Raw genomic sequence first — 23,767 nt, forward strand, 5'->3', positions numbered from 1 at the left:
GGGCGCCGTCGGTGTGGCCCGCCCCGGGGCCCGGGGCGGGCTGCGGCGGAGGTTCTCATGACAGAGCATCAACCCAGGTCAGCGAGTACCTGTTGAATCGCGACCGCTGTTTCGGTCATATTGTTCGCGTCCATCGGAGCATAGTGTCCATGCACGCCGGAGTGATCATTCGCGAGGTGGTATAGGAGCGCCGATTCATAGTTGTGAGTAGGTCGTTACCCATGTTGGACGTCCGGGATACGGTGGCTGCAAGAAGCGGCTCGACCCCCGGGAGGCTTGCATGGCGACAACTCGTTCACTGTCGTGGTTGTCCGCCGTGCTGTTATGCACCGCCGCCCTGACCGGCTGTCAGGGCGGCGCGACGCAGAGCGCGATGTCCTGTACCACCGAGGGTGTCACCGCGGACGAGGTCAAGCTGGGGCTGTTGTTTCCGGACACCGGGCTCGGTGCGGTGACGTTCAGTGCCGCCCGGGCCGGAATCGACGCCCGATTCGGAGCGGTGAACGCGGCCGGCGGTGTGCACGGGCGCCAGATCGTCTATGACTGGCGAGACGACACGGCCAAGGTGTCGATGAATCTCACGATGGCCCGCACACTGACGGAGCGGGAAAGCATCTTCGGCATGCTCGAGACGAGCACGGTGGCCTCGGGTAGCGCCGCCTATCTCGCGGAGCGCGGGATTCCGGTGCTCGGGATCGCCGTGGAGGACGCGTGGGCGAAGTACCGGAACATGTTCTCCTTCAACTACAGTTTCACGGCGAAGGGCTCGGCCGACACGTTCGGCAAGTTCGTCCATGAGCGCGGCGGGACCAAGGCGATGATCCTGTACAACCCGCTCGACCCGACCGTGTCGACGCACATCGCCGAACAGTTCACCTCCAGCTTCCGGTCGGTGGGAATCACGACGACCTCGGTCGGCACCGACGACAACCCCGTCTCGGCCCAGGCGGACCAGCTCGCGCGGCAGATGGCCGAGGAGGGCATCGACACGCTGGCCGGCACGCTGAGCACGGAGGGCCTGGCCAAGGTCGTCGCGGCCGCGCGGCGCCAGGGCGTCCCGCTCAAGGTCATCCTCAGCAGCAGCCCCGCGCCGAACGCCGAGCTGTTGGAGACCTACGGCTCGCAGCTGGCCGGTCTGACGACGTTCGCCGCCTACATACCGCTGGAGACGAAGTCGCCCGCGCTCGACGCCTACCGCGCCGCGATGGCCACCTACGCCCCGCAGCTGCAGGACACCGACCAGACGCTGGCGCTGGTCGGCTACATCATCGCCGACATGTTCATCCGGGGCCTGGAGGAGGCGGGGGACTGCCCGACCCGGCAGGGCTACATCGACGGCCTCCGGGCGGTGAAGGGCTACAACGCCGGTGGCCTCATCGGCGACATCGACCTCGAACGTGACTTCGGCAAGCCCGCCGAGTGCTACTCGTTCGTCGAGGTGAACCCCGAAGGCTCCGCCATCGAGATCGTCAGCCCGAACTACTGCGGACATCGGCTCGCCGACTGACGAGCCGGTGCCGCCCACGTGCGATCCGTGTACTCCGACCGAAGGAAACCGCCCGACCATGAAACGTCATGGCCGCCGCCTGCGCTGCCTGGCCATCCTGCTCGCCGTCGGCTGTCTGGTCGCCGCCTGCTCGAACTCCTCCGACTCGAACACCGCCGCCCCCGCCTCGTCCGCGGGTGGCGGCGCGGTACCGGGTGTCACGAACGCCGAGATCCGGTTCTCCGTCCTGGGGACGCGAACCAACAACCCGCTGGGCACCTGCCTGCTGGACTGCTTCTCCCAGGGGGTCAAGGCGTATTTCGACTACCGGAACAGCGAGGGTGGCGTCCACGGCCGCAAGCTCGTCGTCGCCCAGGAGCTCGATGACGCGCTCGGGCAGAACCAGCAGAAGGCGATCGAGATCGTGTCGGCGAAGGACACCTTCGCGACCTTCAGCGCCCCGCAGCTCGCCAGCGGATGGCAGAACTTCGCGGACGCGGGGATCCCGTTGTATGGATGGGACATCCACCCGGCGCAGATGATCGGCCGGAAGAGCATCTTCGGTAACGCGGCCCCGCCCTGCCTGGACTGCATGGACCGCACTTTCACCTACGTCGCCGAACTGGCCGGCACCAAGCGGATCGCGGCGCTCGGGTACGGCGTGTCCGACAACTCGAAGCAGTGCGTCACCCAGATCACCGACACGATCGAGCGGTACGGTGCGGCCACCGACCAGGAGATCGTCTACAAGAATGACACCCTGGCGTTCGGCCTGAGTAACGGGGTCGGTCCGGAGGTGGCCGCGATGAAGCGCGCGGACGCGCAGCTGGTCATCACCTGTCTCGATCTGAACGGCATGAAGACCCTGGCCCAGGAACTCGAGCGGCAGGGCATGGGCGACGTCCCGATGTACCACCTGAACACCTACAACCAGGAGTTCGTCGAGGAGGCCGGCGCGCTTTTCGAGGGTGACTACGTCAGTGTCGGGTTCCGGCCGTTCGAGGCCGATCCCGCGGACACCGCCATGGCCACGTTCAAGAAGTGGATCGGCAAGGTGGGCGGCCGGCCCGACGAGATGGCGATGTACGGATGGATCAACGCGGACCTCGCCTACCAGGGCATCCTCAAGGCGGGGCCGGCGTTCACCCAGGCGTCCGTGATCGACGCCACCAACCACCTGACCGACTACACCGCGGATGGCCTGACCGTTCCGGTGGACTGGTCGCGTCAGCACAACCAGCGTTCCAAGGCCGACCCGGTCACCAACGGCTACAAGCTCGACTGCCGGGCGCTCGTCCGCGTGCGGGGCGGGAAGTTCGAGATCGTCGGTGGAACGAAGGACAAGCCGTTCGTCTGCTGGCCGCCGAAGGACACCACCTGGTCCGAGCCGAAGCCGACGAGCTTCGGCTGAGGTGACGGGTCACGGCGGCGGTCCCGGCCGCCGCCGTGACGGGCGGTGCGCGGGCAGCGGCCGTCCACCCGCCTGCCCCGCGACCTTCGCTGTCTTCGCCGCCGAGGCCGAGATCCGCTGGCTCGACCACGTCGAGTCCCGCCTGGCGCGGGCCGCCGCGACGCGCACCCGCTCCGACGACGCTGCGCCCGGTGGTGCGTCCGGCGGTGAGCGCCCGGGTGCCGTCACGGAGGCCCGCCGATGACGATCACACTGGACGGCGCCGTCCGGGAGTCGGCGGCCCGCCGCGTCCCTCGTGCCTCCCGCCGCACCCCCGCGCCCACCGCACCGCCGTCGGCGCGAAGGGCTGGCAGCGCGCGGGCCGGCGGACGCGGTTGGCACCGCGGTGGGGCCCGGCGAGACCACATAGGTGGCGGCGTCCGGCGGCTGCCGCCCCCCAGCGAACTAGCCCGAAATGACCAGCTGACAGGATGCGTGTTGGGGGGATAGAGAAGGGACTTGTATGGCGTACCAGGCAGCGCCCGCCGACGCGGCCGGCCCGGCTTCACCCGAGTTCGCGCCACCGTCAGCACCGCCCAGCCTGGCTCCGCGTGAGCCGTCCGCGGTCGCGGCCCCGGCCGTCCCGGCGATCCCGGCGCAGGCCGTGGCCGGCGACATCCGCGACGCCGCCCGGGCCGGGATCCCGCCGCTGGACGGCGTCGACACCTGGGTCCGGGTGCCCGTCGCGTGGTGGAGGGCCGTCGCCGGACGGGTCGTCGGGGTCGCGATCACGCTGATCGGCGCGGTGTACGCGGTGTGGCGCGCCGGGACGCTGGACGGCACCGGCGTGGCCGGCCACCTGTTCTACGCGGCCGAGATCGTCAGCTACCTCACGATCGTGTGGACGGCGGTGATGACCGGCCGGATGCGCACCGGCCACGTCCGGCGCGCCCCGGCGCCAGCCGGCACCCTCGACGTCTTCGTCACCGTCTGCGGCGAGCCGGTCGAGATGGTCGAGGCGACGCTGCGCGCGGCGCTGGCGATCGACTACCCGCACCGCACCTACGTCCTCAACGACGGGCGGATCGCCGGCCGGCCCAACTGGCGCGACATCGACGCCCTCGCCGCTCGGCTCGGGATCATCTGCTTCACCCGCACCGACGGGCCTCGCGGCAAGGCCGCGAACCTCAACCACGGCCTGGCCCGCACCGACGGCGACGCGATCATGACGCTGGACGCCGACCACATCGCGGTGCCCGATCTCGGCGAGCTGGTCCTCGGCTACCTGCGGGACCCGAAGGTCGGGTTCGTCTGCACCGAGCAGCGCTTCGACGTCGGCCGCCATGACGTGCTCAACAACGCCGAACCGATGCTGTACAAGGCGGTGCAGCCGGCGAAGGACCGCGACAGCGCCGCGTCGTCCTGCGGGAACGGCACCCTGTACCGGCGGACGGCGGTTGAGTCCGTCGGCGGCTTCAGTGAGTGGAACATCGTCGAGGACCTGCACACCTCCTACCAGCTGCACGCCGCCGGCTGGCAGAGCGTCTACCACCACGGCCCGGTGTCCGTCGGGATCGCGCCGGCCACCGCGGCGGAGTACGCCAAGCAGCGCAGCCGGTGGGCGATGGACGGCCTGCGCCTGCTGCTGTTCGACAACCCGCTGCGCAAGCCCGGCCTGACCGGCTGGCAGCGGGCGCACTACCTGCATACCGGGATCGGCTACCTGGTGGCGTGCGCGCAGATGATGTTCCTGCTGGGGCCGCCGCTGAGCGTGCTGGCCGGGGTCCAGATCGCGGCCGGGGTGTCGCTGACCGCCTACGTGCTGCACGCCCTGCCGTACCTGGTCGGCTCGCTGCTGTTCATCGTCGCCTACACCGGGCCGCGCGGAGCCCAGCGGACGGTGGCCAGCACCCTGTTCAACGCTCCGCTGTACGCGCTGTCGTTCGTGCGGGTCGTGCTCTCCGGCCGACCCGACTCCGGCGCGACCGCGAAGACCGCGCTGCCGCGGATGTCGCTCCTGCTGCTGCCCCAGGTGCTTTTCGCCGCCAGTCTGGTGGTCACCATTCTCGTCGTCGGCGTCAGCCCGGACGTGGCCGACCTGTCCGCGCTGGTGTGGGCCGGGGTGCTGCTGTCGATGGTGGCCGGGCCGCTGTCGGCGCTCTCGGAACGCCAGGACCGGGTGGAGCGGGCCCAGCTGCCGATCCGGGCCGTCATCCTCGGACTGGTCCTGAGCTTCGCGGTCGTCACCCTCCTGGAGGGCTGACCGGGCTTACCCGAGAATGCGGGCGGTGCCGAAGCCGGCGGACAGCTGATCACCGGCGGTGAACCGGCCGGGGTCGAAGTCGACCGGCGGGGTGGGCTCGAGGCCGCCGAGCATCCAGCCGCCGTCGGGCTGCGGCGCCGCGTAGTACCCGCCCGCCACGTCGATGATCACCCCGGTGTCGGGGTCGGGGATGTCCGGGGGCGCCGCGCCGCGGCGGGCGGAGCCGGCGCCGCCGGACGTGGCACCGGCGGTCGAGGTGGGGCCGCTGCCGGAGACGGGGCCGAGGAGCGCGACCACGTGCCGTTCGGCATGTAGCGGCAGCGGGACGCGGAGCTGGGCGGCCAGGGGCGCCGTCCAGGGACCGGCGGCGAGCAGCAGGCGCTGGACCCGGTGCGTCGTGCCGTCCACGGTGGTGAGCTCGACCTGCCCGGGAGTCTCGGTGATCCGGACGACCCGGGTGTCGGCGTGGACCACCGCGCCGCGCGCCCGGGCCGCGGTGACGAAGCCCCAGGTCGTCCGGTAGGGATCGGCGTACCCGGCCTGCTCCTCCCGCACGGCCACCGCGACGTTCCCGCCCGTGCCGCCGGGGCCGGGGCCGTCGCCCGCGCCGACGTCGATGTCCGGGCCGTGCAGGTACAGCCCGCCGGTGCGGACGAAGCCGGCGTCTCCGCCGTCGGTGTGCTCGGCGAACTCCGCGAGGAACGCGATGCTGTCGTGCGCGGCCCGGGCCAGGTGGAACGCGGCGCTCGCGCCGTGCACTCCCGCCCCGATGATGCCGACCTCAGCCACTGCCCCGCGGGAACGTGCCTGTGCCATCGTCAGTCCTCTCGCCGGTTTCGGCCCGTGCTAACCGTTGGTGGCCCGGGGCTTGGGCCCGGTGGCACGCATGTTGACCAGCCGTCCGAGCAGGTCGAACCAGAACGGGGCGCCGGCGGTGAGCGCGAAGCAGCCGATCGCGAGGCCGGCGATCTTCAGCAACCAGCCGCCGACGGAGTCGGGGACCTCCCGCGGGTCGTCCCGCTCCTCCGAGTTGTGCACCCAGCCGATCGGGACGGCGAGTCCGGAGGCGTCCCGCACGGCCTGGACCGCCTGCTCCGCCGCCTCGCCGGCCGTGGGCTGGTCGGGCTCGGGCTGGTCGGGTGCCGCCGCGCCGTCGGAGGTCACCTCGACCTGGGCGGCCGCCACCGCGGCCTGGCGTACCGTCCCGTCCTGCCAGAACGCCCGGGCCAGCCCGATCGCGTCGAGGTTGAACGGGACGGCCAGCAGGATCGCGTAGCAGAGCAGGAAGATGGCGATACGCCGCCGGTACCAGCCGGAGAGGCGGTCCATGGCGTCGTCGTACCAGCGGGCCAGCTCGGTGACGATCTTCTCGCGGTCCCCGGCGGCCTGGACGGTCGCCGCGATCAGGGCGTCCTTCGCCGGCGACGGGGGGAGCGAGGCGAGCCCGTCCTCGATGGTCCCGACCGCGCCGGAGCCGGTGGCGGCGACGAGCGCGGCCGCCATCACCCGCCCGGCCGGGTGGTCCGCGGGCATCGCGGCGTACAGCGCCTGGGCGGTCCGCTCGTCGAGGGCGTGTCGGGCTTCGTCGTAGGCGCGCCGGTAGGCGGCCCGGGCCTCGTCGGTGACATGGTCGGGCAGGGTCTCCGGGCGGAGCTGGGACAGCATGGCCCGGGCGGGCGGGTCGACCCGGTCGAGGAGCGCCTGGGCGAAGGCGGTCGACGGCACGTACGACGGCAGCCGCAGGATGCGTGCCCGGCGCACCGCGGCCAGGGACCCGGAGACGGGCGGGTGATCCGCCATGGCCGGCGGGGTGACGTTGCGGCCGGTGGCACGGGGGGTGCGCAGCGGACCGTCCAGCAGCTCGGCGGCGACGTCCGGCGGGTTGCCGCCGTCGGGGCCCTCCTCAGGGTCGCCGTCGGGGGCGCCGGCTGGCCGGGCGCCGAGCAGCCGCCGAAGCTCGGCCTCGAGCTGGCGTCCCCGGTAGCGGAACAGGGCGAGCACGGCCTCGTTGATCCGGGACACGGCGAGGCTGAAGGCGGCGAAGAGCAGCGCCAGCCCGATCAGCACATCGAAAGCGGATGAGTCCGGCATGGCCCCCGGTTCCTGACGCTCGGCCGCCCGTGCGACCGCTCGCGGGGCACAGGACGCGCCGCACCGGGACTCTCCCGGGCAGACCGCGCATTTCTACACGGTGGCGCAGGGCCAGCACCGAGCGGCGCCACCCACCGCGCGGGATGGGCACCGGGAGCCACGAAGAGTGATGGCGCCGCCGGCGGCCTGGGTGGAGCGGTCACCCGCCCCGCCCCGCGTTCCGTCCGCGGGGAGCTGGGCTACTTCTGGATCCACACCTTCTCGGGCAGCAGCGAGCCGAGGCCGTACTGCACGAGGCCGCCGATGTTCTTACCCGCCGCCACCGCGCCGGGCTCCGCCCGGGGCCAGGAAGACCACGGGAGACAGCGCCGTCAGCCGCTGCTGGACAGTGCCGTACGCCTTCTCCCGGTCCGGTTCGGTCGAGGCCGTCCGGCTCGTCGTCGCTGTGCCCGCCGGTCAGGAAGCCGGGTGCCCGCGGGTGTTGTCGACCAACAGAAACGGACCGCCGGTCCGGAATACTGTTACGATACGGATCATCAGTCCGCCTCCGCAAGGGGAGGAGCGCCGTGGCTCCCGAAAGAGCAGTGGCTCCGGAAAGATCGGACACCGCCTGCGGCCGGGCGGCGATCGTGGCGGCGGCCGCTGTCCTGTTCGAGCGGGGCGGGGTCGAGGCGGTCTCGATGGAGAACATCGCCGAGGCCGCCGGCGTCGGCAGGTCCACGGTGCTGAGCCGCGTCGGTGACCGCGCGGCGCTGATCCACGCGGTGCTGGCCCCCCGCGCCGCCGCGCTGCGGGAGCGGGTCGAGGAGGGGCCTGCGCCGCTCGGCCCCGGCGGCGAGCCCGTCGACGCCCTGAACGCCTACCTCGACGCCCTGCTCGAGTTCGTCTGGACCAACCGGGCCCTCATCCGCACCCTGGAGGATGACAGCCTGGAGACCTACTACACCAGCCCACTCAGCGAGTTCTGGATCGGCGAGTTGGCGCGGCGGCTGGCCGCCACCCGTCCCGGCGGTGACGCCGATGCCGATGCCGAATACCTGGCGCACGTGCTGTTCCCCGCGCTGCGGGCCAACGCCGTCGACTACCTGGTCTCGGCGCGGGGGATGCCGCTGTCGCAGGTCCGCACCGGTCTGCACAGACTCGTCGCCGTCTGAGCCCGCGCCGCGGCCCGAGCCGCTCGGGGCCGTGCCCGGCCGCGCTGGTCGGCCTCACCAGCCGGGCGGCGCACGGCCCCGAGCCCCATCCGATGGGACGGCCCTGTTGGGACGGCCCGGCGCCGGTGGGCGCTACTTCGCCGTGACGATGTCGGCACGCAGGGGCGCGAGCGCCGCTCCGATCTGGCCGGTGGTCTCCGCCGGGACGCCGAGGCCGCTCAGCGCCGAGACCAGGTGGTCCACCACGGCGTTGAAGTTGGCGTCGGTGATCCGGAGGCCGGAGTGCACCGAGGCGATCGCTCCGCCCTGGTAGACCTCGGGCCCGCCGATCGCCGCGGAGATGAACGCCTGCTGGTGCGCCTTGAGACGCGGGATGTCCTTGCCGGCGAAGAAGGGCGCGAGCTCGGGGTCGGCCGTCACCCGGACGTAGAACTCGTCGACCGCGGCCTGCACGGCGCTCGCACCACCGATAGCGTCGTAGATACTCATCAGAGGTCTCGCTTTCGCAGGATGGGCCCAGCCGAGGTCGGTGACCACGCGCGTTTCCATGGGCCGCATTGGTACATTTCCGACACTTCCACTAAATCGCGCAGGTAACGCGTTCGAAAGAGCCGAATGTCGACGCGAGAGCGACGGACGGCACGCGGTCGGGGGCCGCCCGGCTCCTCACGGCCACGCGTATCAGCAGGCGAAGCCGCCGCGCCGCTGTCAGCTGGGCGGCGCGCCGTCCGCGGCCGTACCGGCCGGCCGGCGCGGCCGCGGACCGTTACCCCTGGGGACGGGAGACCTGTTCCAGTGCTGCCGCGATCTCGGTGGGGATCTCGATGCCCAGGGCCGCGAGGTGCTCGTCCAGCTGGGCCGCGGAGGCGACGTCGAGCGTGATCGAGGTGACGGATCTCGTCAGTTGCCAGGCCAGCGACAGCTGCGTGGTCGTGCACCCGAGCTCCGCCGCCGCGGCCTCCGTGGCGGCGACAGTGGCGTGCCCGTGCCCGTGCCCGTGCCCGGGGGAGCGGAGTGAGCTCGTGCTGATCAGGCCGAGGCCTTCCTCCGCCAGCAGCGGGAGGTGCTCGTGTTCGAGCTCCCGCGAGAGCAGGCCGTACGGGCCGCGGAACGAGATGAAACGGGCCCGGCCGAGCCGGTCGCTGACCGACAGCGCCTTCGTCACCCGGTAGACGTGCAGGTTGGCGACGCCGACGTAGAGGACCTTCCCGGCGCGCACCAGGTCGTCCAGCGCGTCGATCGTCTCCTCCAGCGGGGTCGTCGGGTCGTCGGCGTCGAGTTGGAGGAGGTCGAGATAGTCCGTCCGGAGCCGGCGGAGGGTCGCCTCGCAGGCGGCCCGGATGTGACGGCGGCTGTTCCCGCCGTCGTGGGGGCCCTGCCCGCTCGGCCGCCCGACGCTCGAGGCCAGGACGACGCTCGAGCGCCTGTCCCGAACGGCACGGCCGCAGAGCTCCGCCGCGGCGCCGTCCGGGTCCGTGCCACCCCGGCCGATGTCGCCCGCGGCGGTGGTGTCGAGGAGGTTGCCGCCGGCGTCGAGGAAGCGGTGGATGACGCCGATCGCGGCCCGCTCGTCATGGTCCGCGGGCCCGGCGCCGAGAGCCGCGACTCCCAGCGCGAGCCGCGAGACGTTCAGCCCGCTGCGGCCGAGCCGCCGGTACTCCATCGGCCAGCTCGCACGAGGGACGGCCGGTCCCTCCCCGGCGGGCCTGGCGGCCTCGGTCGGGTGCGGGGCCGGCATGGTCTCCGGCCTGGCCAGGACGCCGTTGAGGAAGAGGCTCACCGCGTGGTGGAGGTGCTCCTCCTCGACCTCGGGGGTCCGGTAGATGCCGTAGGCGGCCAGCCACGCCGGCATCGCGCCGACCATGGCGAAGAACTGCTCGGCGGCGAGGTCGACGTCCCCGACGACCACGGTGCCCGCGCTCTCGTGCCTGCGTAGCAGATCAATGATCAGTTGCACCCGCGGTGACCAGGTGACGGCCTGCGAGCTCGCCGCGAACTCGGGGAAGCGCGCCGACTCGGCGATCGCCATCCGGCTCAGGCGGACGATGTCGGGGTCGACCGAGCGGGCCAGGATCGCCCGCGCGATCACGGTCAGGCTCTCGGCGAGGTCGTCGGGCAGCGGTTCGAGGACGCGCTCGTCGCGCTCCTGGCGGGTGAGCGCCCACGAGCTCACCGCGATGAACAGAGTTCGCTTGTCGGGATAGCGGGCATACAAGGTGCTCTTGGTGATCCCCGCGGCCTGCGCGACGGCCTCCATCGTGGTGCCGTCGTAACCCGACTCCAGGAACGTGTCGACGGCGGCCCGCCGGAGCCGCTCGGTCAGCCTGGCTGCCTCCGTCGCCGTCGGGCGCCCGGCCCGCGAACGCTCGCCACCCGCCCTGGACTCCATCCGCTAAAGCTACGAGTGCGTCGGATTCTGGTCAAGGTCGACGGCGGCGCCGTCCGGGCGCCCTCACGGGAGGCGGGCGCGGTCCTGGTCCGCCTGTTGCCGCCGGCTGTTGACCCAAACTATACGGACTCGTATGGTTCATACTCACGCGGCTGGAGAAACAGCACGCGGATGGATCGTTTCGGAGTTCGCGGCGGCCCGTAGCCACGTGGCTCGTACGTGCATCGGCTCGGAGGTAGACGGATGGCGCACTTCCCGAAGCCCGCGGAGGGCAGCTGGACCGAGCACTACCCGGACCTCGGTACCGGGTTCGTCTCGTTCGAGGACTCGATCTCGCCCGAGCACTATGAGCTGGAGCGCAAGGCGATCTTCGGGCGGACCTGGCTCAACGTCGGCCGGGTCGAGCAGATCCCGCGGACCGGCAACTACTTCACGAGGGAGATCCACGCCGCGCGTGCGTCGCTGATCGTCGTCCGCGACGCCGAAGGCGAGGTCCGCGCGTTCCACAACGTCTGCCGGCATCGCGGCAACAAGCTGGTGTGGAACGACTTCCCCCAGGAGGAGACGCACGGCACGGCACGGCAGTTCACCTGCAAGTACCACGCCTGGCGTTACGGGCTCGACGGCTCCTGCACGTTCGTCCAGCAGGAGTCGGAGTTCTTCGACCTCGACAGGTCGCAGCTCGGGCTGGTACCGGTGCGCTGTGAGCTGTGGGAGGGCTTCATCTTCATCAACCTCGACAGCGAGGGCACGACATCGCTGGCCGAGTACCTGGGGCGCTTCGCGAAGGGACTCGAGGGCTATCCCTTCGGCGAGATGACCGAGGTCTACAAGTACCGGGCCGAGGTCGGGAGCAACTGGAAGCTCTACATCGACGCGTTCGCGGAGTTCTACCACGCGCCCGTCCTGCACGCGAAGCAGTACGTGGGCGACGAGTCACGCAAGCTGCTGGGCTACGGCTACGAGTCACTGCACTACGACATCGACGGGCCGCACTCGATGCAGTCGGCGTGGGGCGGGATGTCGCCGCCCAAGGACCTCAACATGGTGAAGCCGATCGAGCGGGTCCTGCGCAGCGGCAACTTCGGGCCGTGGGACCGCCCCGACATCGAGGGCCTGAACCCGCTGCCGTCAGGGGTCAACCCGGTCGGCCACCCGGCGTGGGGCCTGGACTCCTACGTCTTCTTCCCGAACTTCATGATCGTGGTGTGGGCGCCGGGCTGGTACCTCACCTACCACTACTGGCCGACGGCGTACAACCAGCACATCTTCGAGGGCACGCTGTACTTCGTGCCGGCCCGGACCGCGCAGGATCGCATCCGGCAGGAGCTTGCCGCGGTCACCTTCAAGGAGTTCGCGCTGCAGGACTGCAACACGCTCGAGGCCACGCAGACCATGCTCGAGTCCCGCGCCGTCTCGCGGTTCCCGCTCAACGACCAGGAGATCGCCATCCGGCACCTCCACAAGACCGCGGGTGACTACGTCGCCGGGTACCAGGGGTAGCACCGCACGCCGGCGGCCGGGCGCTGCTCTGTTGGGCGCTGCCCCGTAGGGCGCGTCTGGTCTGGTGCCGACCCGGTCCGGCTCCGCCGGCTCCGGCGCCACTCCCTTGACCTGAAGTCCACTTCATGTCGGAGGCTGGCGGCATGGACTTCACCGAGACCGAACGTGCGTATCTGGCCAGTCAGCGGCTCGGCCGGCTGGCGACCGTCGCCCGGGGCGGCGCGCCGCAGAACTCTCCGGTCGCCTTCCGCGTCAACGAGGCGACCGGCACGATCGACATCCACGGGTACGACCTGGGCGCCAGCCGGAAGTTCCGCAACGTCGCGGCCACCGGCGTGGTGTCCCTCGTCGTCGACGACATCGCCTCCGTCGACCCGTGGCGGGTGCGCGGCGTGGAGATCCGGGGGACGGCGGAGGCGCTGACCGATCAGGACCCGCCGCAGCGCCATCTCAGCCGCGAGGTCATCCGCATCCATCCCGTCCGGATCATCAGCTGGGGTGTCGATCCGGACGGGACGGCGCTGCGGGCGCGCGGGGTCAGCGGGATTTCTGCTGGAACAACGTGACGCTGTGGTCGCCGTTCGCGCTGCCCACGTAGTGGTCGGCGAGGAACGGGGTGCCCATGACCCCCTGCGACCAGTCCACCGACTGCCCGAAATCCCGGAACCAGTCGTAGAGCATGGTGCGGTGCGCGATGCGCCACTCCCCGTCCCGCTTCTCCAGCCGGTCGACGTAACGGCCGCCGATCACGACGTCATGCTCCTCCTCGCCGAAGTCGATCCGGTGATAGGAGGTGACGTGGGTCTCGGCCACCGCGGTGTCACCCGTGACGTCGATCAGGGTCTGGCCCAGCGTGTGCAGGGTGACGGGAATCGAGGGCGCGCCGGGCACGACCCACGCCAGGTACTCCTTGAACGTGCCGCGGAAGATGCCGTGGTCGTCGGTCGCGTCCGGCCAGTAGGCCCCGCTGATCAGATCCGCGTCGCGCCGGTCCTCGCCCCGGGCCAGCCGGGCGAGGAGGTCGCGGATCTGTTCACGGTCCAGGACGAAGCTCAGGTCGTCGGCACTGATACTCATATCCGGCTCACCTCGTGGTTGGCGAAGGGTGGAACGGGCGGCGGCCGCCCTGGCCTGGGCTGCCCCGGCCTGGCCTGGCCTAGGGAATCTGCGGCTTGCGGGTGTTGATCAACGGGCGCCGGTAGGAGGGGTCCTCCTTGCCGCGGGCGGGAGCGCCGTCGAGGTGGATGCCCGGCACGTCGGAGAACGGGATCTCCATGGTGGGCACCAGGCCCGACCATTCGATGGCGTTGGTGCGCAGCGCGATCCGCCATTCGCCCGCGCGCCGTTCCAGCCGGTCGATGTAGCGGCCACCGGCGATCCAGTTGGAGTCATCGCGGTTGCGCCCGACGAACAGGTAGTACGTCTCGGTGTGCGCGGTGTCGCCGTCGATGTCGATGGTGACGTTGAGCAGGTTGTGGTGGGTGGCCACCTGGCCCTGCTCATGCCCGGCGGACGCCCAGTCGTACAGCTCGACCGGGCCGCCGACGAACGGACCGGCGGCGATGACGGCGTCGGGATGGAAGGCGGAGAGGAAGAGCTCGCGGTCGAACCGGTCCATGCCCCGGCTGAACCGGGTCAGGGTGTCATGGATGTCCTGCCGCTCGAGCAGTCGTTCGAGTCGGGCGAGCGTCTCGGTGGTGATGGGCTGGCTCATCGTCCCTCGCGGTGGCGTGTGTCGACGTCGGCGTCGACGTCGGGGTTCAGATGCGGGTCGCGGTTGTGGTGGCGTGCTCTGTGCTCTGCGTGCCGTACCCAGGGGGCGCGGTTCGTGTGGGGACGCCTCTGGTTCAGGGGGGCGCCGACGGCTCGCGGGCCTAGACGGGGGACCAGAGGGGGGCGCCGCGCTGGGCCCGCAGGGACGGGATGACCTTCCCGTCGAGGTCGGTGACGCCGTACTCCTGGGCCAGCTCGGCGGTGATGAAGGTGCCCCCGGAGTGCCGCATCAGGTCCGTGTCCTGGACGAGCGCCGCGATGACGCGGCCGGGGAACTCCGGCGAGCAGCCGATCGTCGGGCTGGTGACGAGCTGCTCCTTCATCGCGGGGTTCAGCGAGATGTTGCGCTCGGCCCGCTCGGTGAAGGTGAGGCCCTGCCACAGCGAGATCGACGCGATGTTGTGCGGCTTGAGCTCGATGGCCATGTCCCTGGCCATGCGGTCGACCGCGGACTTGCAGGTGCCGAAGACGACGCCGTAGGTGTAGGTCACTCCCACGTAGCCGGAGATCGCCACGATGAGGCCGGCCCGGCGCGGAACCATGAGCCGCGCCGCGTGCCAGGCGGCGACGAAGTTCGACCGCACCCCGACGTCGACCATCTCCCAGTTCGACAGCGGCTTCTCCCAGAACGGGTTCGGCTCCGTCAGGTCCTCGGGCAGGGAGAAGGCGTTGTTGACCAGGATGTCCAGCCGGCCCTGCTCCCGCTCGACCTGCTCGAACAGTGCGGCGACCTGCTCGTCGTCACCGTGGTCGACCTGGACGGCGATGCCCTGACCGCCCCGGCGGTCCACCGCCGCCGCGGTCTCACCGACCGTGCCGGGAAGCGGATGCGAGCCGGGGGACACCGTCCGCCCGGTGACGTAGACCGTCGCGCCCTCGTCGGCGAGCGCGAGCGCGATGCCCTTCCCGATGCCCCGGCTGGCGCCGGTGACGACGGCGACCCGGCCCGAAAGTAAACCCATGCGAACTCCCAGCTGGTGTTCATGGCTGTGGTCCGGCCGGCCGCCCCGACGGCACCGTGGTGGCCGGCCGGACCACGGGCGGGGGACCTACCCCGCGAGGTTCATCAGGCGCTGCCGCTCAGACCGCGGCCGGGACCTTCATGAGCTGGGCGAGGTTGCCGCCCATGAGCTTGCGCACGAGCGGTTCCGGCAGGTGGGCGAGCTCGTCGATGTAGCTGACCGGGTTCGCCAGCCCCTCCGGATGCGGATAGTCGGACCCGAACAGCACGTGGTCCTCACCGAGGACCTTGGTCAGCGCGCCGAGGTCCTCCTCCCAGAACGGGCTGACGTAGACGTTGCGCCGGATCACGTCGAGCGGGTTCTCGGGAAAGTCGTGCGGCATCTTCTTGTACAGGTTCTTCATGGCGTCCATCAGCGGGGCGACCCAGCTCATCCCGTTCTCGACGACGGCCACCTTCAGCCGGGGGAAGCGGGAGAGCGCGCCGTGGCAGACGAGCGCCGAAACCGCGTCCTCGACCGGCCGCCATGCCTGCAGCATCTGGAACGGGTTCGGCTGGAACGGCAGCATCTCGCGGTTGGCGCCCATCCACTCGCCGCTGTAGCGGGCGTACCCGCTGTCGGACGAGTGCAGTGCGACGAGGATGTCGGCCTCCTGCACGCGGGCCCAGAACGGGTCGAACTCCGGCAGGCCGAACGAGCGCGGCCCGCGCAGGCCCGGCACGGGCGCCGGCCGGACGAGGATGACCCGGGCGCCCCGCTCGAGGACCCACTCCAGCTCCTCGACGGCCCTCTCCACGATCGGCAGGGTGATCACCGGCGTGGTGAAGATCCGGTCCTGGTAGTTGAACTGCCAGGTCTCGTACAGCCACTCGTTGAGCGAGTGGATGACGGCGTGGACGAGGTCCGCGTCGTCGCGCATCCGCTCCTCGATCAGGCTGGCGAGCGTGGGGAACATCAGGGTGCGGTCGAGCCCCTGCTCGTCCATGACCTTGATGCGCGCGGCCGGCTCCCGCCAGGCGTCGATGGACCGCACCGGCTTGCCGAAGATCTCCCGGTACGTCTTCCCCTCGGGGTTGCCGTGCCGGTAGTAGTCCTCCTGCGCCCCCGGGCGGGCGACGACCTCGAAGGTCGGGTTCGGGATGTACTGGCTGATCTGCCCGCGCACGACGATCTTCGTCCGGCCGTGCACGTCGACGTAGTCGATCGCGCCCCGGTAGCGCGCCGGCAGGAACTTGGTGAGCGCGTCCTGGGTCTCGTACAGGTGGTTGTCGGCGTCGAACACCGGAATGTCGTGGGTGGGCATCACACCTCCTGGTCAGGAGCGGCCGGATCCCCCGCGGGGCACGTCGCGGAAGGCACGGTCACGGTCGAGGGCGGGCTCGCGGGGCATGCCGAGGACACGCTCGCTGATCACGTTGCGGGCCATCTCGGTGGTCCCGCCGCCGATGCAGGTGGTCTGGCGCAGGAGGAAGTCGTTCCCGCACTCGGCGACCGCGCCGTCCTCGGCGCTCCAGGCCGCGCCCGCCGAGCCGGCGATGTCGTACGCCATGCTGGTGACGCGGGTGGAGGCGATGCCGGCGAACAGGCGCCCGATGGCGGCCGACTGGTCGGGCATCCGGCGGGAGACGACGCCGCGGCCGATCCGGCCCTGCAGCGACTCGCGGACCAGGTCGAGTACCCGGCCCTCGCCGATGAGGTCCCGTACCCGCGGCTCGTCGAGGCGGCCGGCGTCGCGGGCGACGTCCACCAGGACGGTGGCGTCGACGCCGCCGTAGGACCAGCCGGCGGGCACCGTGACGAACGGGGAGTTGTGCAGCATCCGCTCGTGGAACATCCACCGGGTGCCGACGGTCCAGCCGTTGTCGACGTCGCCGATGCGGTCGGTGTCGGGGACCCGGACGTCGGTGATGAACTCCTGGCAGAACTCCTTGTTGCCGTTGAGCATCTCGATGCGCTGGACGTCGATGCCGGGCTGGCGCAGCGGCATGATGAACACGGTGAGCCCGCGGTGCTTCGGGACGTCCCAGTTCGTGCGGGCCAGGCAGAGCGCCCAGTCCGACCACCAGGCCCCGGTCGTCCAGATCTTCGAGCCGTTGAGGATCCAGTCGTCGCCCTCGCGCACGGCGGTGGTCAGCGCGCCGGCGACGTCCGAGCCGCTGCTCGGCTCGGAGAGGAACTGCATCCAGATCTCCTCGCCCTTGAGGATGGCGGGGAGGTGCCTGCTCTTCTGCTCCGGTGTGCCGAACTCGAGGAGCACCGCGGCGCACGGCGAGAACGTCGGCGCCTGCAGCCGGCCGGGGTACTCGTAGCCGGTGATCTCCTCGTTGAACGCCCGCTGGTGCTCCGGCGACAGGCCCTGCCCGCCGTACTCGCGCGGGAAGCAGATGCCGGCGAGGCCGGCGTCGAACAGCATCCGCTGGATCTGCCGCTCGCGGGCGACGGCGGCGAGCTCCTCCTCGTCCGTCGTGTCCGCCCGCATGACGCCGGCGCCCTCGTTGTGTTCGAGTGGGCGCAGGTTGGCGCGGATCCACGTCCGCGCCCGCCGGCGGAAGTCCGCGACGCTCTCCGTGGCTTCCGCGTTCGCCGCGCCGGCGGCCGAGCCGGTGCCGGTGCTGATGTCGGACGTCATGCCCGCTCCTTGAGGTGCTCGACGACGGCGGCGACGCGCTGGCGGTGCTCGGCCGGCGTGCCGCACAGCGCCCGGTTCACGGTGACGCGGCGCAGGTACAGGTGCAGGTCGTGCTCGTAGGTCACGCCGATCCCGCCGTGCAGCTGGACGCAGTCCTGCAGCAGCTCCGTCCCGTAGTCGCCGATGAAGGACTTCGCCGCGCTCACCAGCTCCCCGGCGTCGGGCGAGCCGGCGTCGACGGCCGCCGCGGCGCTGTCGTTGACGGCGTGCGCGCCTTCCAGCCAGGTCTTCATGTCGGCGAAACGGTGCTTGAGCGCCTGGTAGGACGCGAGCGGCCGGCCGAAGGAGTAACGCTCGAAGGCCCAGCGGACGGTCATGTCGAAGGCGGCCTGCATCGCGCCGACAGTCTCGGCGTTGAGGATCACGATCGCGCGCTGGAGCTGGCGCTCGATCTGGTCGGCCGCCGCGCCGACCTCGCCGACGGCGGCGGCGCGCGGCACCCGGACGCCGTCCATCCGGACAGCGAAGAAGCGCCGGGTCAGGTCGACCGTGCGCAGCGGCTCCACCGTCACCCCGGGCGTGGCCGCGGGCACCAGCAGCTGGGTGAGCCCCTCCTCGCCGCGGGCGGCGACGAGCAGGTGCCCGGCCTGGGCGGCCGACTCGACCGGGCGGCTGACCCCGTCGAGGACGAGGTCGTCGCCGTCGACCCGCAGGGCGAGGCCGACGCTGTCGAGCCGGTCCAGCGGCGGCGGCCCGCCGAGGCACCACGCCGCCACCGTGGCACCCGACAGGATGTCGGCCAGGACCTCGGAGTGCGCCGGGCCCGCCGCGCCCAGCGCGGCGGCGACGACGTTGGTGGCGGCCAGCGGCCCGGGCGCGGCACGCAGGCCGAACTCGTGGGCGACCAGCGTCAGGTCGACCAGGGCGGACCCGCTGATCGACCCGCCGCCCTGCTCCTCACCGACCAGCAGGGACGTCCACCCCAGCTCGGCTCCGCCCTGCCAGTAGTCGGCCTCGAAGCCGGCGGGGTCGTGGCGCAGGCGGCGGACCGCCTCGGCCGGGACCCGGTCCGCGAGGTATCTCGCGGTCGCCTCCCTGAGGACCTCCTGGTCGGGACTCAACTCCAGCAGCACGATCCGTCACCTCGCGTCATTCGGCTCCCTTGCCCGACGCCTGCCGCGGCTCGGGTCGCGCCGCGTGGGCTCCCGTCCGACCGCGGCCGCACGGGGCGGTGCACACCGTGGGGTGCGCGCCCGTGGTTCAGGACCGGTCCGGCGGACTAGACCGTCACGATACGGACCGCCGGTCCACATACGCAAGAGGGTGGTCCGGGCATGATTCGGGCGCCGCGGGCTGACGTCGGCGGTCAGCTGCCGGCGAGGCGGTGCAGGCCGGCGCGGACGCGGTCGGGGTCCATCCGGCGGCCGGAGACCAGGTAGTCGACGACGTCGGCCCGCAGCGCGGTGAACAGGATGTGCGTCAGGTAGTCGGTGTTCTCGCCCGGGCGCACGGCGGTGAGGCGCCGGGCGAGCTCGCTGATCCAGTACTGGCTGGACGGGTTGGCGTAGTAGGCGTACGGCCCGTGGTGCTCGAGCGCGCGGATGAGGGTGCGGTTCGTCCAGACGAAGTCGAGCAGCGAGTCGAGGTAGGCGTGCAGCGCGGCCACCGGCTCCCCGCCGGGGCCGAGCGGGGGAGGCCCCTGCTCGACGAGGGTCAGCATCGCGGCGACCCGCGGGTACAGGACGGCCTCGATCAGCGCGGTGCGGTCGCCGAAGCGGCGGAACAGGGTGCCCTTGCCGACCCCCGCGGCCCGGGCGATGTCGTTCATCGACACCTGCTCGGCGCCGTCGCGGTCGAACAGGTCCGCCGCCGCTGCGAGGATCGCCGCCCGGTTGCGGGCGGCGTCGGCGCGCTCGGACCCGGCCACCGCTGCACCTCCTCGCGCCGATGTGCTCGGACCTCTTGCCGATGTGGACCGCCGGTCCGTATCGTAGCGGCCTAGTTCGCAGGACCGGTCCGATCGCGGGTAAGGCGATTCGGGGCGCAGGGCGGACCAGGCGTCGGACCGTGGCGGGGAATGGCGCCGAACGCTGCGGACAACGGGTCATTCGCTTCAGGGCCAGCGGGACACGCGCACAGCGGTGTCGAAGGGATGCGGTGCAGACGGTGAAGGACATCGAGGCGATCGACTTCTTCCGGGGTGACGAGCTCGTCGCGGACCCATATCCTTATTTTCACGCGCTGCGGGAGCAGTGCCCGGTCCGTCGGGAGCCGCACCACGGGGTGGTGATGGTGACGGGCTACGAGGAAGCCGTCTCGGTGTTCCACGACTCCGACAGATTCTCGTCGTGTACCTCGGTAACCGGGCCGTTTCCCGGATTCCCGGTCCCGCTCGAGGGCCTCGAGGGCGACGACATCTCCGAGCTGATCGAGCGGCACCGTGCCGAGCTGCCGATGAGCGACCAGCTCCCTACGTTCGACCCGCCGATGCACACCGATCACCGCGCGCTGCTGATGCGGCTGATCACGCCGAAGCGGCTCAAGGAGAACGAGGAGTTCATCTGGCGGCTCGCCGACCGGCTGCTGGACGAGTACCTCGCCAGCGGCGAGGGCGAGTTCATCCGCGGGTTCGCCGGCCCCTTCGCGCTGCTCGTCATCGCCGACCTGCTCGGCGTGCCCGAGGAGGACCACGAGGAGTTCACCGACCGGCTGCAGCACCGGCCGGCCGAGGGCGGCGGCGTGGGCAGCACCGGCGACCACTCGATGGAACACTCCCCGCTGCAGTTCCTCTACGACCGCTTCACGACCTACATCGAGGACCGTCGCCGTGAGCCCCGCGACGACGTGCTCACCGGGCTGGCCACCGCGACGTTCCCGGACGGCTCCACCCCCGAGGTCATCGACGTCGTGCGGGTGGCCGCGAACCTGTTCTCCGCCGGCCAGGAGACCACCGTCCGGCTGGTCAGCACCGCGGCGAAGCTGATCGCCGACAATCCCGGCCTGCAGCGCCTGCTGCGCGCCGAGCGTGACCGGATCCCGAACTTCATCGAGGAGACGCTGCGGCTGGAGAGCCCGGTCAAGGGTGACTTCCGGCTGGCCCGGGTGCCGACCACGGTCGGCGGGGTCGACATCCCCGCCGGCAGCACGGTGATGGTCGTGAACGGGGCCGCGAACCGCGACCCCCGCCGCTTCGCCGACCCGGACACGCTCGACGTCGCCCGCCCCAACGCGCGTCAGCACATCGCGTTCGGGCGCGGCATCCACAGCTGCCCCGGCGCGCCGCTGGCCCGGGCCGAGGCCCGGGCGGGACTTGAGCGCCTGCTCGACCGCACGGCCGACATCCGGATCTCCGAGCGGGTGCACGGCCCCGCGGGTGCCCGCAACTACCAGTACCTCCCGACGTTCATCCTGCGTGGTCTGACCCACCTGCAGCTCGAGTTCACGCCGGCGGCGTCCGACTCCCGGTAATGGCCCTCCCCGGTGAGAACCGGCCCCGGTGAGACCGGCCCGCGGCGTGAGTCGACATCCCGCGCGGGCCGGTAGCCGAAATTCTTCATCCCAACGACGAGGTTCGGGAGTCCGTCACCATGTTGTCGCAAGGGGCGCGCTACAGCGCCGCATCCATCGGCCTCGCCGAAGGATGGAGCCTGGACCGGCTCACCTCGCCGAGCAGACTTTTCGGCGCGAACGGATTACGCACCGGCCCGGACGGCCGCGTCTACGTGGCGCAGGTGACCGGCAGCCAGATCAGCGCACTCGACGTCGAGACCGGCCAGCTGGAGACCATCAGCGCGAAGGGCGGCGCGATCATCGCCCCCGACGACGTGGCCTTCGGCCCGCAGGGCGACCTCTACGCCACCGAGGTCATGGACGGCCGGGTGAGCGTGCGCGGCGCCGACGGCACCACCCGGGTGCTGCGCGACGACCTCCCGAGCGTGAACGGCATCACCGTCCACCAGGGCCGGCTGTTCGTCAACGAGTGCCGGGTCGGCGGGCGCCTGATGGAGCTCGACCTCAACGGCGGCGCGCCCCGCGTGCTGCTCGAGGACCTGGCGATGCCCAACGCCATGGAGGTCGGCCCCGACGGTCTCCTGTACTACCCGGTGATGGGGACGAACGACATCTGGCGGATCGACCCGGAGGGCGGCGAGCCGCAGCGGGTCGTGGGGGATCTCGGCGTCCCGGACTCGCTGAAGTTCGACCCCGAGGGCTTCATCGTCTCCACCCAGGTCGCCTCCGGCGAGGTGCTGCGGATCAACCCGCGCAACGGCGAGCGCACCGTGCTGGCCGCCCTCACGCCTGGCCTGGACAACTGCACCTTCGTCGGCGACCGGCTGTTCGTCTCGAACTTCACCGGGCAGATCACCGAGATCCTCGGCGGCGGGGCGACCCGGGAGACGCTGCCGGGCGGGCTGAACTGGCCGCTGGACCTGACCGTCGGCGAGGACGGCAACCTCTACATCGCCGACGGGACGTACTTCTACCGCCTGCGCCCCGGGGGCCGGCCGGAGACGCTCGGCATGCTCTTCAGCCCGGGCTACCCGGGCTTCGTCCGCGGGCTCACCGCCGTCGGCGCGGGCGAGTTCATCGTCACCACCTCGGGCGGGCAGGTCACGCGCTACCGGCCGGCGAGCGCGGAGAGCGAGGTGCTCGCCGACGAGCTCGACCAGCTCTACGGCGTGGCGGTCGCCCCGGGCGGCGACATCGTGGCCGCGGAGCTCGGCAAGGGCCGCGTGCTCTCCATCCGTTCCGGACGGGTCGAGGAGCTGGCGTCCGGGCTGAACGATCCGCTGGGTGTCGCGTTCGGCGCGGACGGCACGCTCTTCGTCTCCGAGTCGGGCGCCGGGCGGGTCGTCACGATCTCCGGCTTCCGCGTCGACACGGTGGTCGACGGCCTGGAACAGCCGCAGGGAATCCTCGTGCGCGACGGCCAGCTCCTCATCGTCGACGCCGGCACGAAGCAACTGATCAGCGTCGACCTCGGCACCGGGGCCCGGCAGACCATCGCCCGTGACCTTCCGGTGGGCGCCCCGCCCGGCGTGACACCCAAGCCCCTGCGCGGGCTGCCGCCCTTCTCCGGGCCGCAGGGCCCGTTCGCGGGCATCGCCGCCGGACCGGACGGCACGCTCTACCTATCTGCTGACGCCGAGGGCAGCGTGCTCGCGCTGCGGCGGGAGGGCTGAGGCGACATGACGAACGACTTCCTCAACCTGGACGGGCGCATCGTCATCGTCTCCGGTGCGGGTGGCGGCGGCATCGGAACCTCGGTGGCGAGCGCCGTGGCGCGCGCCGGGGCGACCGTGCTCGCGGTGAGCCGCTCCCAGGAGAACCTCGACACGCACATCGGGCCGCTGGTGAAGGAGGGGCTGCCGGTCGTGCCGGTCGCGGCGGACGCCTCGACCGACGAAGGCATCGCGACGGTGCTGAACGCGGCCTCGCGGACGGACGGCGACCTGTACGGGCTGGTCAACGTCGCCGGAGGTGCCGCCCCTGCGACGTGGATGGCGGCGACCCGGGTGACCCGGGAGGACTGGCGCGCGCTGTTCACCCAGAACCTCGAGACGATGTTCTTCATGAGCCAGGCGGTCGCCGCCGAGCTGAAGTCGCACGGCCGTCCCGGGTCGATCGTGTCGGTCTCCTCGATCAGCGGCATGAACACGGCGCCGTTCCACATCGCCTACGGCACGGCCAAGGCGGGGGTGGTGGCGGCGACGCGCACGCTGGCCGTCGAGCTCGCCGGGGACAACATCCGGGTGAACGCCGTGGCGCCCGGTGTGACCGCGACCCCGTCGTCGGGCGCGTATGTGGACGCCGACGCCGACCGCGACCGCCGCGCCATCACCATGGGCCGCCGCGGCCGCCCGGAGGAACAGGCCGGAGCGATTCTCTTCCTCCTTTCGGACCTGTCCTCCTACATCACGGGGCAGACGATTCTCGTGGACGGCGGCCTGAACCTCAAGTGGACCCATCTGGGCGCCGACAACACGTCGCTGTTCCTGAAGGACGAGGATTTCCGTGCGTCCCTCACGCGCTGACACGCCGAAGTAGATCTGTTTGTTTCCGGTCAAATCCCGGACCAAAGCCGCACCCGAACCCGATTACCCCGTGACGCGGGTTGGAGAATGTC

At 71.4% G+C, this 23,767-nt stretch carries 21 protein-coding genes and 1 pseudogene; 10 read left to right on the forward strand and 12 right to left on the reverse strand.

Annotation, left to right across the window (positions count from 1 at the left end):
* The first annotated feature begins 280 nt into the window (after window positions 1–280).
* The 4 genes from FRANEAN1_RS17785 (at window position 281) to FRANEAN1_RS17800 (ending at window position 5,139) form a co-directional block, all read left to right on the forward strand.
* Window positions 281–1,507: an ABC transporter substrate-binding protein gene (locus FRANEAN1_RS17785; RefSeq protein ID WP_020461209.1), complete on the forward strand. Its 1,227-nt coding sequence runs from the start codon at window positions 281–283 to the stop codon at window positions 1,505–1,507.
* Window positions 1,508–1,565: 58 nt separating this feature from the next.
* Window positions 1,566–2,897, forward strand: a complete 1,332-nt coding sequence (locus tag FRANEAN1_RS17790) for an ABC transporter substrate-binding protein (protein WP_020461210.1) — start codon at window positions 1,566–1,568, stop codon at window positions 2,895–2,897.
* A gap of 1 nt (window position 2,898) precedes the next feature.
* Window positions 2,899–3,141 (forward strand): hypothetical protein, encoded by a 243-nt coding sequence (locus tag FRANEAN1_RS42340; RefSeq protein ID WP_041254326.1) that lies wholly within the window; start codon window positions 2,899–2,901, stop codon window positions 3,139–3,141.
* 258 nt (window positions 3,142–3,399) lie between these two features.
* Entirely contained in the window at window positions 3,400–5,139 is a 1,740-nt protein-coding gene (locus tag FRANEAN1_RS17800; RefSeq protein WP_020461211.1) for a cellulose synthase catalytic subunit, read from the forward strand.
* A 6-nt stretch (window positions 5,140–5,145) separates the two neighbouring features.
* Here FRANEAN1_RS17800 and FRANEAN1_RS17805 read toward each other — a convergent pair whose 3' ends face one another.
* The 3 genes and pseudogenes from FRANEAN1_RS17805 to FRANEAN1_RS43595 form a co-directional block, all read right to left on the reverse strand.
* On the reverse strand, window positions 5,146–5,955 hold the full coding sequence (locus tag FRANEAN1_RS17805) for an FAD-dependent oxidoreductase (protein WP_020461212.1): 810 nt from the start codon (window positions 5,953–5,955) through the stop codon (window positions 5,146–5,148).
* 30 nt (window positions 5,956–5,985) lie between these two features.
* Entirely contained in the window at window positions 5,986–7,230 is a 1,245-nt protein-coding gene (locus FRANEAN1_RS17810; RefSeq protein WP_020461213.1) for a hypothetical protein, read from the reverse strand.
* A 239-nt stretch (window positions 7,231–7,469) separates the two neighbouring features.
* Window positions 7,470–7,662 (reverse strand): annotated as a pseudogene (locus tag FRANEAN1_RS43595) (ABC transporter substrate-binding protein); the annotation flags it as partial.
* 134 nt (window positions 7,663–7,796) lie between these two features.
* Here FRANEAN1_RS43595 and FRANEAN1_RS17815 point away from each other — a divergent pair.
* Entirely contained in the window at window positions 7,797–8,384 is a 588-nt protein-coding gene (locus FRANEAN1_RS17815; protein WP_020461214.1) for a TetR/AcrR family transcriptional regulator, read from the forward strand.
* 132 nt (window positions 8,385–8,516) lie between these two features.
* Here the strand turns inward: FRANEAN1_RS17815 and FRANEAN1_RS17820 are convergent, their stop codons facing one another.
* Window positions 8,517–8,873 carry a group 1 truncated hemoglobin gene (locus tag FRANEAN1_RS17820; RefSeq protein WP_041256099.1) on the reverse strand — a complete coding sequence of 119 codons (357 nt, stop codon included), beginning with the start codon at window positions 8,871–8,873 and terminating at the stop codon, window positions 8,517–8,519.
* Between the two features lie 277 nt (window positions 8,874–9,150).
* On the reverse strand, window positions 9,151–10,773 hold the full coding sequence (locus FRANEAN1_RS17825; RefSeq protein ID WP_020461216.1) for an aldo/keto reductase: 1,623 nt from the start codon (window positions 10,771–10,773) through the stop codon (window positions 9,151–9,153).
* A gap of 243 nt (window positions 10,774–11,016) precedes the next feature.
* On the opposite strand from FRANEAN1_RS17825, the gene FRANEAN1_RS17830 reads away from it, so the two are divergent.
* Both FRANEAN1_RS17830 and FRANEAN1_RS17835 read left to right on the forward strand, forming a co-directional pair.
* On the forward strand, window positions 11,017–12,276 hold the full coding sequence (locus FRANEAN1_RS17830) for an aromatic ring-hydroxylating dioxygenase subunit alpha (RefSeq protein ID WP_020461217.1): 1,260 nt from the start codon (window positions 11,017–11,019) through the stop codon (window positions 12,274–12,276).
* A gap of 143 nt (window positions 12,277–12,419) precedes the next feature.
* A complete protein-coding gene (locus tag FRANEAN1_RS17835) occupies window positions 12,420–12,842 on the forward strand; it encodes a PPOX class F420-dependent oxidoreductase (protein ID WP_020461218.1) in 423 nt (140 codons plus the stop codon).
* On the opposite strand, the gene FRANEAN1_RS17840 is transcribed toward FRANEAN1_RS17835, so the two are convergent.
* From FRANEAN1_RS17840 to FRANEAN1_RS17870, 7 genes are all read right to left on the reverse strand, one after another.
* Entirely contained in the window at window positions 12,814–13,353 is a 540-nt protein-coding gene (locus FRANEAN1_RS17840) for a nuclear transport factor 2 family protein (RefSeq protein ID WP_020461219.1), read from the reverse strand. The two genes, FRANEAN1_RS17835 and FRANEAN1_RS17840, sit on opposite strands and share 29 nt — an antisense overlap.
* Window positions 13,354–13,432: 79 nt before the next feature.
* Window positions 13,433–13,990, reverse strand: a complete 558-nt coding sequence (locus FRANEAN1_RS17845) for a nuclear transport factor 2 family protein (RefSeq protein ID WP_020461220.1) — start codon at window positions 13,988–13,990, stop codon at window positions 13,433–13,435.
* A gap of 160 nt (window positions 13,991–14,150) precedes the next feature.
* Complete coding sequence (locus FRANEAN1_RS17850) at window positions 14,151–15,011, reverse strand: SDR family NAD(P)-dependent oxidoreductase (RefSeq protein ID WP_020461221.1); 861 nt, start codon at window positions 15,009–15,011, stop codon at window positions 14,151–14,153.
* Window positions 15,012–15,129: 118 nt separating this feature from the next.
* Window positions 15,130–16,314, reverse strand: a complete 1,185-nt coding sequence (locus FRANEAN1_RS17855) for an amidohydrolase family protein (RefSeq protein ID WP_020461222.1) — start codon at window positions 16,312–16,314, stop codon at window positions 15,130–15,132.
* Window positions 16,315–16,326: 12 nt separating this feature from the next.
* On the reverse strand, window positions 16,327–17,640 hold the full coding sequence (locus FRANEAN1_RS17860) for an acyl-CoA dehydrogenase family protein (RefSeq protein ID WP_020461223.1): 1,314 nt from the start codon (window positions 17,638–17,640) through the stop codon (window positions 16,327–16,329).
* Complete coding sequence (locus FRANEAN1_RS17865) at window positions 17,637–18,773, reverse strand: acyl-CoA dehydrogenase family protein (RefSeq protein ID WP_020461224.1); 1,137 nt, start codon at window positions 18,771–18,773, stop codon at window positions 17,637–17,639. Before FRANEAN1_RS17865 ends, FRANEAN1_RS17860 begins: the two co-directional genes overlap by 4 nt.
* A 233-nt stretch (window positions 18,774–19,006) precedes the next feature.
* The gene (locus FRANEAN1_RS17870) at window positions 19,007–19,567 is read right to left on the reverse strand and encodes a TetR/AcrR family transcriptional regulator (protein WP_020461225.1); all 561 of its coding nucleotides are present in this window, start codon (window positions 19,565–19,567) and stop codon (window positions 19,007–19,009) included.
* A gap of 239 nt (window positions 19,568–19,806) precedes the next feature.
* Here FRANEAN1_RS17870 and FRANEAN1_RS17875 point away from each other — a divergent pair, with 239 nt between their 5' ends.
* The 3 genes from FRANEAN1_RS17875 to FRANEAN1_RS17885 all read left to right on the forward strand — a co-directional run bounded on the left by FRANEAN1_RS17875 (window position 19,807) and on the right by FRANEAN1_RS17885 (window position 23,675).
* On the forward strand, window positions 19,807–21,108 hold the full coding sequence (locus FRANEAN1_RS17875; RefSeq protein WP_020461226.1) for a cytochrome P450: 1,302 nt from the start codon (window positions 19,807–19,809) through the stop codon (window positions 21,106–21,108).
* 119 nt (window positions 21,109–21,227) lie between these two features.
* The gene (locus FRANEAN1_RS17880) at window positions 21,228–22,823 is read left to right on the forward strand and encodes an SMP-30/gluconolactonase/LRE family protein (RefSeq protein ID WP_020461227.1); all 1,596 of its coding nucleotides are present in this window, start codon (window positions 21,228–21,230) and stop codon (window positions 22,821–22,823) included.
* 6 nt (window positions 22,824–22,829) lie between these two features.
* The gene (locus tag FRANEAN1_RS17885; RefSeq protein WP_020461228.1) at window positions 22,830–23,675 is read left to right on the forward strand and encodes an SDR family oxidoreductase; all 846 of its coding nucleotides are present in this window, start codon (window positions 22,830–22,832) and stop codon (window positions 23,673–23,675) included.
* Window positions 23,676–23,767 lie beyond the last annotated feature (92 nt).

Source organism: Parafrankia sp. EAN1pec, assembly GCF_000018005.1.
Taxonomy (GTDB): Bacteria; Actinomycetota; Actinomycetes; order Frankiales; family Frankiaceae; genus Parafrankia; species Parafrankia soli.

What these genes read in the sequence shown, in the direction of transcription:
- FRANEAN1_RS17785 (WP_020461209.1), top strand. Translation starts at nt 281, where the DNA reads ATGGCGACAACTCGTTCACTGTCGTGGTTGTCCGCCGTGCTGTTATGC.
- FRANEAN1_RS17790 (WP_020461210.1), top strand. Translation starts at nt 1,566, where the DNA reads ATGAAACGTCATGGCCGCCGCCTGCGCTGCCTGGCCATCCTGCTCGCC.
- FRANEAN1_RS17800 (WP_020461211.1), top strand. Translation starts at nt 3,400, where the DNA reads ATGGCGTACCAGGCAGCGCCCGCCGACGCGGCCGGCCCGGCTTCACCC.
- FRANEAN1_RS17805 (WP_020461212.1), bottom strand. Translation starts at nt 5,955, where the DNA reads ATGGCACAGGCACGTTCCCGCGGGGCAGTGGCTGAGGTCGGCATCATC.
- FRANEAN1_RS17810 (WP_020461213.1), bottom strand. Translation starts at nt 7,230, where the DNA reads ATGCCGGACTCATCCGCTTTCGATGTGCTGATCGGGCTGGCGCTGCTC.
- FRANEAN1_RS17820 (WP_041256099.1), bottom strand. Translation starts at nt 8,873, where the DNA reads ATGAGTATCTACGACGCTATCGGTGGTGCGAGCGCCGTGCAGGCCGCG.
- FRANEAN1_RS17825 (WP_020461216.1), bottom strand. Translation starts at nt 10,773, where the DNA reads ATGGAGTCCAGGGCGGGTGGCGAGCGTTCGCGGGCCGGGCGCCCGACG.
- FRANEAN1_RS17830 (WP_020461217.1), top strand. Translation starts at nt 11,017, where the DNA reads ATGGCGCACTTCCCGAAGCCCGCGGAGGGCAGCTGGACCGAGCACTAC.
- FRANEAN1_RS17835 (WP_020461218.1), top strand. Translation starts at nt 12,420, where the DNA reads ATGGACTTCACCGAGACCGAACGTGCGTATCTGGCCAGTCAGCGGCTC.
- FRANEAN1_RS17840 (WP_020461219.1), bottom strand. Translation starts at nt 13,353, where the DNA reads ATGAGTATCAGTGCCGACGACCTGAGCTTCGTCCTGGACCGTGAACAG.
- FRANEAN1_RS17845 (WP_020461220.1), bottom strand. Translation starts at nt 13,990, where the DNA reads ATGAGCCAGCCCATCACCACCGAGACGCTCGCCCGACTCGAACGACTG.
- FRANEAN1_RS17850 (WP_020461221.1), bottom strand. Translation starts at nt 15,011, where the DNA reads ATGGGTTTACTTTCGGGCCGGGTCGCCGTCGTCACCGGCGCCAGCCGG.
- FRANEAN1_RS17855 (WP_020461222.1), bottom strand. Translation starts at nt 16,314, where the DNA reads ATGCCCACCCACGACATTCCGGTGTTCGACGCCGACAACCACCTGTAC.
- FRANEAN1_RS17860 (WP_020461223.1), bottom strand. Translation starts at nt 17,640, where the DNA reads ATGACGTCCGACATCAGCACCGGCACCGGCTCGGCCGCCGGCGCGGCG.
- FRANEAN1_RS17880 (WP_020461227.1), top strand. Translation starts at nt 21,228, where the DNA reads ATGTTGTCGCAAGGGGCGCGCTACAGCGCCGCATCCATCGGCCTCGCC.
- FRANEAN1_RS17885 (WP_020461228.1), top strand. Translation starts at nt 22,830, where the DNA reads ATGACGAACGACTTCCTCAACCTGGACGGGCGCATCGTCATCGTCTCC.